At 75.3% G+C, this 13,646-nt stretch carries 10 protein-coding genes and 1 tRNA gene; 4 read left to right on the forward strand and 7 right to left on the reverse strand.

What is annotated here, in order from left to right:
* Window positions 1-107 precede the first annotated feature (107 nt).
* From ACI8AA_RS02445 to ACI8AA_RS02455, 3 genes are all read left to right on the forward strand, one after another.
* The gene (locus ACI8AA_RS02445; RefSeq protein ID WP_387984824.1) at window positions 108-533 is read left to right on the forward strand and encodes a DUF3052 domain-containing protein; all 426 of its coding nucleotides are present in this window, start codon (window positions 108-110) and stop codon (window positions 531-533) included.
* A gap of 49 nt (window positions 534-582) precedes the next feature.
* Window positions 583-1,044, forward strand: a complete 462-nt coding sequence (locus ACI8AA_RS02450) for a peroxiredoxin (protein WP_457042925.1) — start codon at window positions 583-585, stop codon at window positions 1,042-1,044.
* A gap of 49 nt (window positions 1,045-1,093) precedes the next feature.
* Window positions 1,094-1,165, forward strand: a tRNA-Val gene (locus ACI8AA_RS02455).
* A 125-nt stretch (window positions 1,166-1,290) separates the two neighbouring features.
* Here ACI8AA_RS02455 and ACI8AA_RS02460 read toward each other — a convergent pair.
* Window positions 1,291-2,091, reverse strand: a complete 801-nt coding sequence (locus ACI8AA_RS02460) for an esterase/lipase family protein (protein WP_457042926.1) — start codon at window positions 2,089-2,091, stop codon at window positions 1,291-1,293.
* 226 nt (window positions 2,092-2,317) lie between these two features.
* Between ACI8AA_RS02460 and ACI8AA_RS02465 the strand changes: the two genes are divergently transcribed.
* Entirely contained in the window at window positions 2,318-3,226 is a 909-nt protein-coding gene (locus ACI8AA_RS02465; RefSeq protein ID WP_457042927.1) for an alpha/beta fold hydrolase, read from the forward strand.
* Here the strand turns inward: ACI8AA_RS02465 and ACI8AA_RS02470 are convergent.
* The 6 genes from ACI8AA_RS02470 to ACI8AA_RS02495 form a co-directional block, all read right to left on the reverse strand.
* Window positions 3,201-4,736 carry a long-chain-fatty-acid--CoA ligase gene (locus ACI8AA_RS02470; protein ID WP_457042928.1) on the reverse strand — a complete coding sequence of 512 codons (1,536 nt, stop codon included), beginning with the start codon at window positions 4,734-4,736 and terminating at the stop codon, window positions 3,201-3,203. The two genes, ACI8AA_RS02465 and ACI8AA_RS02470, sit on opposite strands and share 26 nt — an antisense overlap.
* A 59-nt stretch (window positions 4,737-4,795) precedes the next feature.
* The gene (locus ACI8AA_RS02475) at window positions 4,796-7,753 is read right to left on the reverse strand and encodes an HAD-IB family hydrolase (protein WP_457042929.1); all 2,958 of its coding nucleotides are present in this window, start codon (window positions 7,751-7,753) and stop codon (window positions 4,796-4,798) included.
* Window positions 7,750-9,990 carry a glycerol-3-phosphate 1-O-acyltransferase gene (locus tag ACI8AA_RS02480; protein WP_457042930.1) on the reverse strand — a complete coding sequence of 747 codons (2,241 nt, stop codon included), beginning with the start codon at window positions 9,988-9,990 and terminating at the stop codon, window positions 7,750-7,752. Before ACI8AA_RS02480 ends, ACI8AA_RS02475 begins: the two co-directional genes overlap by 4 nt.
* Window positions 9,991-10,132: 142 nt before the next feature.
* A complete protein-coding gene (locus tag ACI8AA_RS02485) occupies window positions 10,133-11,140 on the reverse strand; it encodes an NAD-dependent epimerase/dehydratase family protein (protein WP_457042931.1) in 1,008 nt (335 codons plus the stop codon).
* Between the two features lie 80 nt (window positions 11,141-11,220).
* Window positions 11,221-12,627, reverse strand: a complete 1,407-nt coding sequence (locus tag ACI8AA_RS02490; protein ID WP_457042932.1) for a WS/DGAT/MGAT family O-acyltransferase — start codon at window positions 12,625-12,627, stop codon at window positions 11,221-11,223.
* A 105-nt stretch (window positions 12,628-12,732) separates the two neighbouring features.
* Window positions 12,733-13,626: an alpha/beta fold hydrolase gene (locus ACI8AA_RS02495; protein WP_457042933.1), complete on the reverse strand. Its 894-nt coding sequence runs from the start codon at window positions 13,624-13,626 to the stop codon at window positions 12,733-12,735.
* Between the last annotated feature and the right edge of the window lie 20 nt (window positions 13,627-13,646).

Consider the following 13,646-nt stretch of genomic DNA (forward strand, 5'->3'; position numbering starts at 1 on the left):
GTCGTGTCCGCCGTCGGCCCCCGTCCACCCCACGCGCCCGTCAGCCGGCGCCCCGTGCCCGCCGCCGCGACACCGGCGGTCCGTGATCTCTCGGAGGAACAGCAGGGATGAGCGTCGACTCGGGCAGCGCCGGCATGGCGGCCCGGCTGGGCATCAAGCCGGGCATGGTCGTGCAGGAGCTCGGCTGGGACGAGGACGCCGACGAGGACCTGCGCGACTCCATCGTCGAGGTCTCCGGCAGCGAGATGGTCGACGAGGACACCGACGAGGTCGCCGACGTCGTGGTGCTGTGGTGGCGCGAGGACGACGGCGACCTGTTCGACGCCCTCACCGACGCGCTCACCTCGCTCGCCGACGAGGGCGTCGTGTGGCTGCTGGTGCCCAAGTCCGGGCGGCCGGGCCACGTCGAGCCGGGCGATGTCACCGAGGTGGCGCCCACCGCCGGGCTCGCGCAGACCAGCAGCATCTCGGCGGCCAAGGACTGGTCCGGCATCCGGCTGGTCACCCCGAAGGCGGCGCGCAGCCGCCGCTGACGCCGTCCCGCTGCGGGGGCTCCCACGCCCGTGCGGCACGATCGGGCGCATGAGCCTCTCCGTCGGTGACGTCGCGCCCGAGTTCAGCCTCCCCGACCAGGACCGCCAGGTCGTCTCGCTCGCCGAGCTGCGCGGGACCCCGGTCCTCGTCGTCTTCTACCCGTTCGCCTTCTCCGGCATCTGCACCGGCGAGCTGTGCCAGCTCCGCGACGAGCTGACCACCTACACCGACGCCGGCGTGCGGGTCGTGGCGATCAGCACCGACCCGGTGTTCAGCCTCAAGGCGTTCAAGGCGCAGGAGGGCCTCGACTTCCCGCTGCTGTCGGACTTCTGGCCGCACGGCACCACCGCGCAGGCCTACGGCGTGTTCAACGAGAAGGCCGGCATGGCCCTGCGCGGCACCTTCCTCGTCGACGCCGAGGGGAAGATCGCCTTCGCCGAGGTGAACGCGCCCGGCGACGCGCGCGAGCAGTCGGGCTGGAAGGACGCGGTCGCGGAGATCGCGGCCTGAGGCCCGGGTCCCGGACCCACCGCCCGGGGGCACCTACCCTGGGCGGGCGGGGCGCGTAGCTCAGCGGGAGAGCTCTCGCCTTACAAGCGAGCGGTCGCCGGTTCGATCCCGGCCGCGCCCACCTCCGCACCCGTGCCGTGCATCAGCGCTCGACGTCGAGATGCGGCACAGGGTCGTCACCCCGTCCCGCGTGACCGCCGCCCGGCGCATCTCGGCGCCGGGCGGCGAGACGCGCCGGTCGGCTCCTCAGGCCGCAGCGGCCGGGCGGTGGGTCACCTCGGGGACGTCGGGGCGCGGGAAGGCCGGGCGCAGGGTGAGCGGCGGGCGGAACGGCCGCCAGGTGCCCTCCCGCTGCGCCAGCCGGTCGGCGACGGCGTAGAGGACCGCGGGGTTGTGGCCCATGCCGAGGTGGCTCGCGTACACGGCGACGTTCTCGGCGTGCGGCGAGAGCCGGTCCAGGCACGCCTTCCAGGCGACGATGCCGTCCTGGTGCGAGTAGATCGACGTCGACGGCACCGACAGCGGCGCCGACTCGCTCTCCAGCGGCAGCGTCCGCTTCTCCACGTGCAGGTGCGAGTAGCGCTCGAACACCTTGTGCGCGCGGGTCTGGCTGTCGCGCTGCAGGCCGAACGGGCTGCCCAGGGTGATCACCTGGCGCACCGCGTCCGGGGTCTTGCGGGCGAGGTCGCGGGCGAAGATGCCGCCCAGGCTCTGCCCGATGAGGCTGACCGGGCGGCCGTAGCGGTCGCTGAGGTCCTCGATGCGGCGGCTCATGCCCTCCACGCACTCCTGCGTCGGGCCGATGTTGCGCCCGAGCCGCCAGCCGTGGACGCGGTAGCCCAGCCGCCGCAGGGTGCGGCGCAGCGTCGCCGTCGACATGTCGTCGGCCATGAGGCCGGGCAGCACGAGGACGGGGTGACCGTCACCGGTGGGTAGTCGCGGCATCAGCGGGCGGGCCGCCAGGTAGAGGCCGTAGTCGGCCATCGCACGGCTCACCTCTGTCAGGTACAGCGGCAGGCCGGGCCCGTCATGGGGCTGTCGCGACACGTCGTCCTCCTCGCCGGCGGCACTCACCGCCTCGCCCGGGCCGGTACCCACCCTGGAGGACCGGTCACACCTGACTGCGACGACTCGCGGTGTCCAGTGTGGCCCTGATCACACCTGTCGCAGGGGTCCCAGACGCGCCACCAGGGCACTTTCCCGTGCCGGAATCGCTCGCCGACGGCGACCATCGGGTGCCGTCGGCGACACACATCAGAGGGGGACCGCCGGGGTGGACGAGGCACCGGGGACCAGCAGGACCGTCGACCTGGGCGGCCCGGTGCACGTCGTGGACTACGGCGGGGCCGACGACGGCCCGGCGGTGGTGCTGGTGCACGGGCTGGGCGGGTCACACGGCAACTGGGACCTGCTCGCGCCGCCGCTGACGCCGTCGGCCCGGGTGTGGGCGCTGGACCTGCCCGGTTTCGGCCGCAGCGAGCCGGGGGACCGCCGCGCCACGGTGCCGGCCAACGTCGCGGTCCTGCAGCGCTTCCTGCGCGAGGTCGTCGGCGAGCCGGCGGTGCTGGTCGGCAACTCGATGGGCGGGATGGTCTCGCTGTTCACCGCGGCGGCCGCCCCGGACCTGGTGCGGGGCCTGGTGCTGCTCGACCCCGCGCTGCCCGGCGGCCGGCGCCGGCTGGACCCGCTCGTGGCGGGCACCTTCGCCCTCTACGCCCTGCCCGGCCTGGGGGAGCGGTTCCTCGCGCGGCGGCGGGCCCGCTCGACGCCGCGGACCCGGGTGCGGACCATGCTGCAGCTGGTCGGCGTCGACCCCGACGCGCTGCCCACCCCGGTCGTCGACCGCGCGGTCCGGCAGCTCGAGCAGCGCGAGGACGTCGCCGGGATGGACCGCGCCTTCCTCACCGCGGCCCGCTCGCTGCTGTGGATCCTGGCCGACCCGCGCCGCTACCGGTCGGTCATGGCGCGGGTGGCCGCGCCGGTGCTGCTGGTGCACGGCGACGTCGACCGGCTGGTGCCGGTCGACGCCGCCCGCGAGGTGGCGCGGGCCCACCCCGGCTGGCGGTACGAGGAGCTGGCCGGGGTCGGGCACGTGCCGCAGCTGCAGGTGCCCGACCGCCTGGCCGGCCTGGTGCTGTCCTGGATCGGCGAGACCGTCAGCGGCCCCGCAGTTCGGTCTTGAGGACCTTGCCGCTCGGTCCCTTGGGCAGCTCGTCGATGACGACGACCTCCCGCGGGTACTTGTAGGCGGCCAGCCGCTCCCTGCAGAACGCGATGACCTCGTCCGGCTCGGCCGAGGCGCCCGAGCGCAGGCTGACGAAGGCCACGACCTCCTCGCCGAGCCGCTCGTCGGGCCGGCCGACGACGGCGGCCTCCATCACCGCCGGGTGGGCGTGCAGGACCTCCTCGATCTCGCGCGGGTACACGTTGAAGCCGCCGCGGATGACCAGGTCCTTCTTGCGGTCGACGATGAAGAAGAACCCGTCCTCGTCCGCGTAGCCGAGGTCGCCGGTGTGGAACCAGCCGCCGCGCATGGCCTCGGCGGTGGCCTCGGGGCGCCCGAGGTAGCCCTTCATGACGTTGTGCCCGCGCAGCACGATCTCGCCGACGTTGTCCGGCCCGGGCGGCAGCGGCCGGTCCTCGCCGTCGACGACGCGCACCTCGCAGCCCCACATGCGCTTGCCGATCGAGGTGACCCGCCGCTCCTCGGCGCTGCGGTTGAAGGTGGCCAGCGCGCAGGTCTCCGACAGCCCGTAGCCCTCGAGGATGGTCGCCCCGCCGTAGGCCGCTTCGAAGCCCTTGATGACCTCGCCGGGGATCGACGCGCCGCCGGAGACGCAGACCCGCAGCCGGGACACGTCGCGGCCGGTGAGGTCGGCGTGCATGAGCGCCACGTACATCGTCGGGACGCCGCAGAACACGGTGACCCGGTGCTGCTCCATCGCGTCGAGCACGGCGCCGACGTCGAAGCGGGGGACCAGGGACAGCGTCGCGCCGGAGCGGATCGCGCAGTTCATGACGCTGGACAGGCCGAAGACGTGGAACAGCGGCAGCACGGCCATGGCGACGTCGTCGTCGCGGTAGGCGAAGGTCTCGGCGGCGACGCTGGCCGCCATGTAGGTCCCGAAGTGGGTGAGCTCGGCGCCCTTGGGCTTGCCGGTGGTGCCGCTGGTGTAGATGACCACCGCGGTGTCGTCGGGGGACATCTGCTCGACGTCGGAGGGGTCCGCGCCCTCACCGGCGGCGACCAGCGCGTCGAACGGCGTGGTGTCCGGCGGCGCCTCCGGCCCGCCGGGCGCGGGCACCACGTACACCCGGACGTCGTGGCCGGCACCGGCGGCGCCCTTGACCGCCTCCTCGGCGAAGGTGCCGAAGGTGATCAGCACCCTCGCGCCGCTGTCGGACAGGTGGTAGCTGACCTCGGGGGCCTTGAGCAGCGGGTTGAGCGGCACCACCGTCATCCCGGCCCTGAGCACGCCGAAGTAGGCGAGCACGAACTGCGGCACGTTGGGCAGCTGCAGGGCCACGCTGTCGCCCCGCCGCAGCCCGGCGTCGCGCAGCCCGGCCGCGACCTGGGCCGACAGCTGGTCGACCTGGCCGTAGGTCAGGGTGAGCGGGCCGAGCCGCAGCAACGGCTTGTCCGGCTGCGCGGAGGCGGACTCACGCAGGATGGTGGCGAGGTTGAAGGTCATGGCCTCTCCTGGGCTGGGACACCGGCTTCCGCCCGGTGCTGTACCGCAGGAGACCTGGCTCACACCTGACCGAGCGCCACCACCTCGTCCAGCCCCGCCTGCAGGTCGGCCACCAGGCCCGCCGGGTCGGTCACCGCGGCGGAGTCGAGGTTGACGCCGATGCAGCACTGGTCCTCGTGCGAGAGCAGCGTGACCATGGCCGCGCAGCCCGGCAGCGGCCCGAACGGGTACATCCGCAGGATCCGCGAGCCGGCGATGTACACCGGGTGCGCGACGCCGGGCATGTTGCTCACCTGGACGTCGTTGGCGCTGGTGAGCCGTCCGGAGACCGCCCCGACGACCGGTGCGGGGAGCCAGTGCAGCGCCGGGCCGAGCAGGTCGTCGGTGACGCCGCTGGCGCTGGTCTCCCGCGCCGAGAGGACGAACTGCCGGATGGCGGCGATCCGCGCGGCCGGGTCGGCCTCGGCCAGCGACGCGGTGAACCGGGCGCCGGTGAACCGGTTGCCGCCCTGGGCGTCGTCGCGGGCGCGCAGGCTGATCGGGATCCCGACGGTCATCGTGGCCAGCGGGGCGCCGGTGCGCTCGTGGTAGCGGCGGAAGCCGCCGACCACCGCGGCGAGGAAGCCGTCGTTGAGGCTCCCGCCGGCCGCCTTCGCGCCCCGCTTGAGGTCGGCCAGCGGCACCTCGAGCACCTCGAACCGCCAGTCGCCGCCACGGGCGGCGAGCGCGGGGGAGCTGCCGCGCGGCGGCGCGAGGGTCTTCGTCGCCGCGCGGGCGGCGTCGAGCGCCTGCGCCGCCACCTCCCGCGGGTGGCGCAGGGTGCCCAGCGCCCCCACGCCGCGGCGCAGCGCGGCCAGCGGCACCGACCGCGCCGTCCCGACCAGCTGCTCGGTCAGCGCGCCGACGCGGGAGACCTCGCCGGGCACCGGGGCCGGCGGCTCGGGGCGGGCCGGGTCGCGGTCCGGGCTGCGGCGGTGCAGCAGGCCCATGAGCTGGACGGCGCCCAGCCCGTCGGTGGTGCTGTGGTGGGTCTTCACGACGTAGCCGGCGCGGCCCTCGGCCAGGCCCTCGACGAGCAGCACCTCCCACAGCGGCCGGTCGCGGTCCAGCGGCGCCGAGGCGAACTCCCCGACGGCGTCGAGCAGCTGCCGCGTCGAGCCGGGCTCCTCCAGCCGCACCCGGCGCACGTGCCGGCCGAGGTCGAGGTCGTCCACGGTCGCCCAGCGGGGCGCGCCGACGCCCAGTGCCGGCTCGACCACCTTCTGGCGCATCCGCGGCACCATGCGCGAGGCCCACTCGTGCGCGCCGAGGAAGCGGTCCCAGTCCGGCGCGGTCTCGAGCACCTCGAGCAGCGTGACGTTGGCGCGCAGCCGCGGGTCGGCGGCCTCGGCGCGCCACATCGCCGTCTCGATGGGGTTCATCTCCGGCGAGGTGCCCCAGTCCAGCGGCGCGGCCGGGACGGCGGGGGCGGGGGCGGCGTCGGAGTCGGCGGTGGGGGACTCGGCGACCACCGGCCGCCGCGCGCGCCCGGACCAGTTGGCCAGCGTGGCGAGGAAGGAGTCGCGCACCTCGGTCACGTGCCGGTCGAGGTCCTCGACCGACCAGTCGCCGGTGTCCACGGGCGGCAGCACCCGCACCTGCACGGTGCCGGGGGAGACCGTCGTCGCGCCACGCCACATCAGCTCGCCGGCGTTGCGGATGACCACCGGGACGATCGGCACGCCGGCCTGCATCGCGACGTGGAAGGCGCCCTTCCTGAACGCGCCGAGGGTGGGGGTGGCCGAGCGCGTGCCCTCGGGGGCCACGACCAGCGAGATGCCCTCCTTCAGCCGCTGCACGGCCGGCTCCAGCGCCTTGCGGGCCTGGGCCGGGTCGCCGCGGTCGACGAACGCGACGTCGGCCAGCCGGAACGCCAGCCCGAAGCCCGGCGTCCGCGCCAGCTCCTTCTTGGCCACGCCGGTGAACCCGCCGCGCAGCAGCTTGGCGAGGATGAGGACGTCGAGCTGGCTCTGGTGGTTGAACAGGAAGACCGCGGGCCGGGTGGCCAGGTGCTCCGCGCCCTGGACGTCGAGCCGGACGCCGGCCAGCGCGCTGCCGAGTTCACCCGCGAGGGTGAGGCCGAGGTCGACCGCCTCCCGCCGCGAGCCGCCCAGCGCGCCGACCGCCAGGCCCGTGGCGAAGCCGCCGAACATGCCGCCGACGCCGGCCAGCGTGCGGGCGACGTCGGCCGGGGAGGTGCTCCCGCGGCGCTTGAAGCGGGCCACCGGCCACGAGTAGTGCCGGGCCGCGGCGGTCAGCCCCTTGCCCGGGTTGAGCGCGCGGGCGCGGCCGACGGTGCGCAGGAAGGGGACGTCCTCGTCGCCGTTGGAGTAGGCGTAGCTCTGCAGGAGGTCGATGCCGTGCTCCCCGGCGAACGCGCGCACGGCCGCGGCCTTGCCCGCCCGCCACAGCAGCGGGCCGCCGGGGCGGCCGGTGCAGACGCCGTCGACGATCTCGACGGGGGAGACCAGCACGTGCTCCACGCCCATCGCCCGCGCGGCCGGTTCCACCTGGAACCGGGTCGCCGACGAGGCCAGGACCACGGTGTGCCCGGCCTGCAGGTGGGCGCTGACCAGGCGCCACGCCTCGGGGTACAGCGAGCCCGCGATGCCCTGGACGAACAGCCGCTCGCCGAGCTCGGCCAGCTCGTCCTCGCTGCGGCCGGCCCAGGCGCGCATGCCGGCGACGGTGAACCGCTCGAAGTCCTCCTCGGTGGTGACCCCGCGCAGGCCGGTGAGCAGCAGCTGGCCGAGGTCGGTCGGGGTGACGTGCAGCGAGCGCAGGTGGTGGCGGGCGAAGGCGGCCAGCGAGTAGCCGTCGATCACCGTCCCGTCGAAGTCGAAGAACGCCCCGACCCGCGGGCCGGGCGGCGCCGCCTCGACGTCGGCCACCAGCTGTTCCTCGGTCCAGACGTTCGTCCGGGCCATCGCGGCCGCCTGGTCGCGCAGCCCGCCCCCGGTCGTCGTCTCGGCCGTCACGGTTCCACCCCCACGTTCTCCCGCCGCGCCGCGGCGTCCAACTCGTCGATCACCACTACTCGGCCGACGACGTCCCGGACTTGAGCGGCCCACTCCTGCCGCCGGCGGGCCACGTCGTCCCGGCCGGGGTCGACCAGGTCGAGGTTGGCGGCCAGCCGCAGCGCCCCGGCGAACAGCTCGCGGGACAGCGACTCGGGGCCGTGCAGCCGGCCCTGCAGCAGCATCTGCTGACCCACGCCGGAGCACTCGGCGAGGAACTCCGGCTCGGTGACCGGCGTCCGCGGGTCGCGGGCGGCCAGCCGCTCGGCGACGACGAGCTGCGCGTCGACGAAGGACCGCAGCACCCGGTGGGCCACCAGCAGGTCGGCGCGGCAGAGGACGTCGCGGCCGTCGGCGGTCTCCCACCCGGGGTCCAGCCGCTCGAGCTCGCCGGCCAGCCGGTCGCGGTAGGCGTCGCGCTCGGGGAAGAAGAACTCGAACTTCAGCTGGTCGCGCAGCCGGTAGGCCTCGTCCCAGCGGTCGGCCGGGTCGTGCAGCATCACCAGCTCGGCGATCGCCCGGTCCACGAAGTGGTGGATCGCGTTGTTGCGGTAGAAGGCGGCCACCAGGTGCTGGCCGCGCCCGATCGCGTAGACCGGCTCCTCGCCGCCCTCGTAGGCGGTCACCACGCCCTGCCCGGCCAGCGCGCCGAGCACCCGCCGCACGCCGCGCGGCGTCTGCAGGGCGGCGCCGGAGTGCGGCAGGTCCCGCTCGGTGAGGTAGCGCAGCAGCGGCTCGAGCACCCGCTGCACCTGCGCCAGCGTCAGCGCCCGGTCCCGCACGCCGAGCAGGGCCAGGGTGACCAGCGCCGTCGCCGTCGCCGGGGTGACGTCGTTTATGCCGACGGCGACCTGGAAGGCCACCTTCTGCAGGGCGAGCCGGCGGGAGCCGGGGTCGGCCGGGTCGGCGCCGCGCAGCGCCGCGGCCAGCGACAGCGGCTCGGCGAAGCCCACGTGCACCGTGCCCAGCGGCGTGCGCACCTGCTCGCGGATGTAGGACGCCATCCACGACAGGCCCTCGCCGCGCTTGGCGGCGCCGCCCTGCTCGGCGGCCATCCCCGACACCTCGCGCAGCTGGTCGTAGGTGATCGACACCGGGACGAGGTAGACGTCCTCCACCCGCTTGCGCTCGACGGCGTCGGCGACGAAGCCGAGCAGCCCGTGCCGCGGCGGGCGCAGCTTGCCGGTGCGCGAGCGGCCGCCCTCCATGTACCACTCGAGGTTGAACCGCTTGGCCAGCAGGAACGCCAGGTACTCGCGGACGGCGGTCTTGTAGACCTGGTCGTCGCCGAAGCTGCGCCGGATGAAGATCAGCCCGGCCCGCTTGGCGATCGACCCGACCGGCCAGAACCGCAGGTTCTCCCCGCCGAGCACGTGGTTGCGCGGGAAGTCGTGCTGCGCCAGCACGTCGGCGAGGACCAGCGGGTCGACGTAGGAGCGGTGGCTGGGCAGGAACACCAGCGGGTGGGTCCGGTTGAGCTCGCGCAGGTCGGTGAGCCGCGCGGTGTCGGCCTGCACGTCCCAGGCGCGGGCGTGCACCGGCCGCAGCAGCCCGGTGAACACCTCGACGGCGGCCGGGTCCATGGCCGCGACGAGCTCGTCGAGGTCGGCGGCGGCCTCGGCGGCCACCTCCTCCTCGGGCTGCTCCAGCCGCCCGGCCAGCGCGGCGACCTCCGCGCGCCACTCGGGGCTGTGCCGGATCGCCTCGGCGACGTGCCGGGGCACCTTGGCCCGGTCGCCGACCACCTGCCGCTCGGCCCGGTCCAGCGCCAGCGCGGCCTGGTGGGCGACGAACGCGGCGAGGCTGCCGGTGCCGTCCCACCGGCCGGTCAGCTCGCCCACGGTGGCGGGCTCGGCGACGACGACCCGCGCCCGGTCCGGGTCCCGGCGCACCGCGGCCGCCTGCAGCGGGGCCGGCGGGCGGCGCAGCAGCGAGGGCCGGGCCGCCGACCACCGCCCGGGCCGGCCGGGCCCGCGGCGGGTCACCTCGGCGCCGCCGCGCGGCGTCCACGCCACCCGGGTCGCGGTCACCACGGTGGCGGGGTCGGCGTCGGCCAGCGGGCCGGCCAGCGCCGAGCCGCTCAGCGGCAGGACCGTCCCGCCCGGGGGCAGCGCCTCGGTCACCATCCGCCGCTCGACCTCGCTCGCGGCGTCGACCAGCACGATGCGGGGGACGTCGTCGTCCGCTGCGGGGCTCATGCGCACTCCTTCCTCGGGCTCGTCGCGGCTCACCGGGTTCAGCGGCTCACCGGGTACAACGGGCGGGGCGCCCCGCCGGTCACGGGGCACCGCCCCGGGCGGGGGCCGATCCTGCCCCCGCCCGGCGCGGCGCGGGCCGGTCTCAGCCGCGGTCGAGGGTGGCGCGCAGCGCCTCCAGGCCGGAGTAGTTGGGGCGCCAGCCCAGCTCCTGCTTGGCCTTGGTGGTGTCCATGATCGCCGGGTGGCTGGCCGCCTCCACCCACTCGGCGGCCGGCGGCAGGAACGGCAGCCGGGACACCGCGCGGGCGGCCAGCTGGGCGGGCGCCGCGGGCAGCGGCAGCGGCAGGGCGCCGTACTCGCGGGCGACGTCGGCGGCCGTCAGGACGCCGTCGCCGGCGATGTTGTAGGCCCCGGGCGGGCCCGCAGCGACGACGCACTGCAGCAGCGCGGAGCCGACGTCGTCCTCGTGGACGAACTGCAGCGGCAGGGCCGGCACCGCCACCGGGACCGGGACCGGCAGCCGCCGGGTGCTCTGCTCGGCCAGCCACCGTCCCAGCGGCGCGAGCGGGCCGGGCAGCAGGTCCTTGGCGCCGACGGTGTGCGGGCCGAGCACCACCGGCGGGCGCAGCAGGTACAGGCCGAGCCCGGGGTGGCCCTGTGCCTCCTGCTGCAGCAGCTGCTCGAGCTCGGCCTTCTCCTGCGCGTAGAACAACCGGGACGCCGGGCGCACCGGCCAGTCCTCGGTCATGCCCACCGGGTTGTCCCGGTGGAAGCCGTACGCGGCGAGCGAGGAGGCGTAGACGAACCGGCGCGCACCGGCGGCGGCCGCGGCCCGGAAGGCGTTGAGCGTGCCGTCGACGTTGATCGCCCGCGTGGTCTGCCGCGAGGCGTTCCCGGTGATGAGGAACGCCAGGTGCACGACGACGTCGGCGCCGGCGAACGCCTCCTCCAGCGCGTCGGGGTCGCGCACGTCGCCCCGGCGGTACTCCATCTTCGTCCAGCCGCGGGCGGCCGGGTCGAAGGGCCGGCGGGCGATGCCGACCACCCGGCGGACCCGGTCGTCGGCCTGCAGCAGGGGGACGAGGCCCTCCCCGAAGGTGCCGGTGGGGCCCGTGACGGCGACGGTCAGATCGGTCTCGGAAACGGTCACGACGGCGCGCTACCCGGGGTCGCCGGGCGTGAACCGGGTCACGCCCGGCGACCGCCGGGTCACGCCCGGCGACCGCCGGGTCACGGCGTGGCCGCCGCCGGCTGCCGCTCCGCGGCGAGCCCGACCAGCTCGGCGATGCCGCGGCAGATGCCCTCGGAGAGCACGTCGACGTCGGGGAAGGCGTCGAAGTCGGCGTTGATGCCGAAGGTCATCGAGTTGAGGTAGCTGAAGATCCCGATGGAGATCCGGGTGCCGCCGGCGATCGGCACGTAGGGGTGCGCGGAGACCATGCGCTTGCCGAGGACGTACAGCGGCACCCGCGGGCCGGGCACGTTCGTCGTCACCGCCTGGCACCACATCTGGCCGGTCTGCATGGCCGACCGGACCCCGAGGGCCAGCAGCGTCGGCGCGACGTAGTCGCCCATGCCGATGATCGAGCGGGCGTCGACCGCCTGCATCGTCCGCTTGTACTCGTCCATCTGCTGCTTGATCGCGGCCAGCCGGGCCCGCGGGTCGGCCTCGCCGACCGGCAGGTCGACGAAGACGGCGGTGACCCGGTTGTCCAGCGAGCCGCGCTCGCCCTCCTTGCGCACCGAGATCGGCACCATCGTGCGGACGACGGTGTCGCCGCCGAGCGCCCCGCGGCCCTTGAGCAGGTCGCGGAAGCCGCGGGTGATGGCGGTGAGGACGACGTCGTTGACGGTGCCGCCCAGCGCGGTGCGGGCGGTGCGCAGGTCCTCGAACTCGGCGTCGGCCCACGCCCAGCGCCGGTGCGGGCCGATCGGGCCGGTGAGCGTGCGGGCCATCGGGGTCAGCGCCTGGCGGGCCAGCTGCGGGACCGAGGACACCGCCGCCTTCGCGCTGTTGAGCAGCCCCCTCGCACCGGTGCTGACGGCCTCCGGGCCGTGCACGAGCTGGCGCAGGGGGGCGGTGACGGTCTCGGTGAGCGCGCCGGCGACCATCTCGACGCCCGAGGGGCTGCGCTGCGGCGACCAGTCGCGCGGCGCCCTGTGCTCGGCGTTGGGGTCGAGGTCGAACATGACCTGCATCAGGTCGGTGCCGGCGATGCCGTCGACCATGCAGTGGTGGACCTTGGAGATGATCGCCCAGCGGTCGTCCTCCAGGCCCTCGACCAGCCACACCTCCCACAGCGGCTTGGCCATGTCCAGGCGCTGGCCGAGCACCCGCCCGGCGAGGTTGCGCAGCTGCTCCTCACCACCCGGCTTGGGCACCGCGGTGTGCCGCACGTGGTAGAGGATCTGGAAGTGCGGGTCGTCGACCCACAGCGGGCGGCCCAGGTTGAAGGGCACCTCCCGCACCCGCTGGCGGTAGCGCGGCACCAGCGGCAGCTTGCTCAGCAGCAGGCGTACCAGGTCGCCGTAGGACGGCGCCGGTCCCTCGAAGACGGCCACCGAGCCCACGTGCAGCGGTGCGTTCTCGGTCTCCGCGTAGTAGAAGCCGGCATCGGTCGCGCTCAGGCGGTCCACGGTCGCTCCCCAACTCGTCGAGACGGTGTCGGCCGGTCCCGTATCCGGCGCCCCGGCCGTCGGAACACGGTCGTGTGGTGCCGGACACAGTAGGCAGGTCCCTCGTCAGCCTGCCTGCCGGACGGTGCCGGGACCAGCCGCTGCCACCCGGTCGAGCAGGTCGGTGAGCGCCCGGTCGACGACGGCGGTGCGGGTGAGGTTGACGCTGTGCCCGGCGCCCGGGACGACGACCAGCTCGGCCTGCTCGCCGATCCCGGCGGCGAGCTCGCGGCCGTGGGCGGCGGGGGTGAGCCGGTCGTACTCCGCGGCGACGACGGTGCACGGGACCCGCCCCAGCACCGGCAGCGACGCGGTCTCGTCGTGGTCGAGGAACGTGCCGTAGAAGGCCATGGTCACCGTGAGCGGCGTCTCCTCGAGCATCGCCTGCACGACGCGGACCGCCTCGCGCGTGGCGTCGTCGCGGCCGAACAGGTAGCGGCGGGTGAACCGGTGGCCCAGCCACGTGCCGCGCCGCCGCAGCCGCTCCAGCCCGGGGGCCAGCAGCCGCAGCCACCACAGGTACAGGCCCAGCAGGTGCAGCTTCCGCATCAGCTGGACCGCCCGGCCGACGAGCCCGCGGGCGACCAGGCCGCCGGCCGAGGTGGCCAGCAGGAAGGCGCCGACGACCCGGGTGCCGAACAGCTCGGGCCGCTGCCGGGCCAGCGCCATGATCGTCATGCCGCCCATCGAGTGCCCGGCGAGCACCACCGGCCGGCCCGCGGGGACGACGGCGTCGAGCACCTGGCCGAGGTCGCGGGCGGTGCGGTCGATGGTCGCCGTCCGGGGGTCTACCCAGCGGGACCGGCCGTGGCCGCGCTGGTCCCACAGCACGATCCGCGCGCGGTCGCGGATCGCCTCGACCTGCAGCTGGAACTCGCCGAGCCGGGCGGTGAACCCGTGCGAGAAGACGACGGTGACCGGGGCGTCCTCGCGGCCGTCGAACTCCACGTGCAGGTCCACGCCGTCGTCGGTGCGGACGG

The organism is Geodermatophilus sp. SYSU D01180 (assembly GCF_054050415.1).

Coding starts and splice junctions, on each gene's coding strand:
- ACI8AA_RS02480 (WP_457042930.1), bottom strand. CDS start 9,990: ATGAGCCCCGCAGCGGACGACGACGTCCCCCGCATCGTGCTGGTCGAC.
- ACI8AA_RS02450 (WP_457042925.1), top strand. CDS start 583: ATGAGCCTCTCCGTCGGTGACGTCGCGCCCGAGTTCAGCCTCCCCGAC.
- ACI8AA_RS02445 (WP_387984824.1), top strand. CDS start 108: ATGAGCGTCGACTCGGGCAGCGCCGGCATGGCGGCCCGGCTGGGCATC.
- ACI8AA_RS02470 (WP_457042928.1), bottom strand. CDS start 4,736: ATGACCTTCAACCTCGCCACCATCCTGCGTGAGTCCGCCTCCGCGCAG.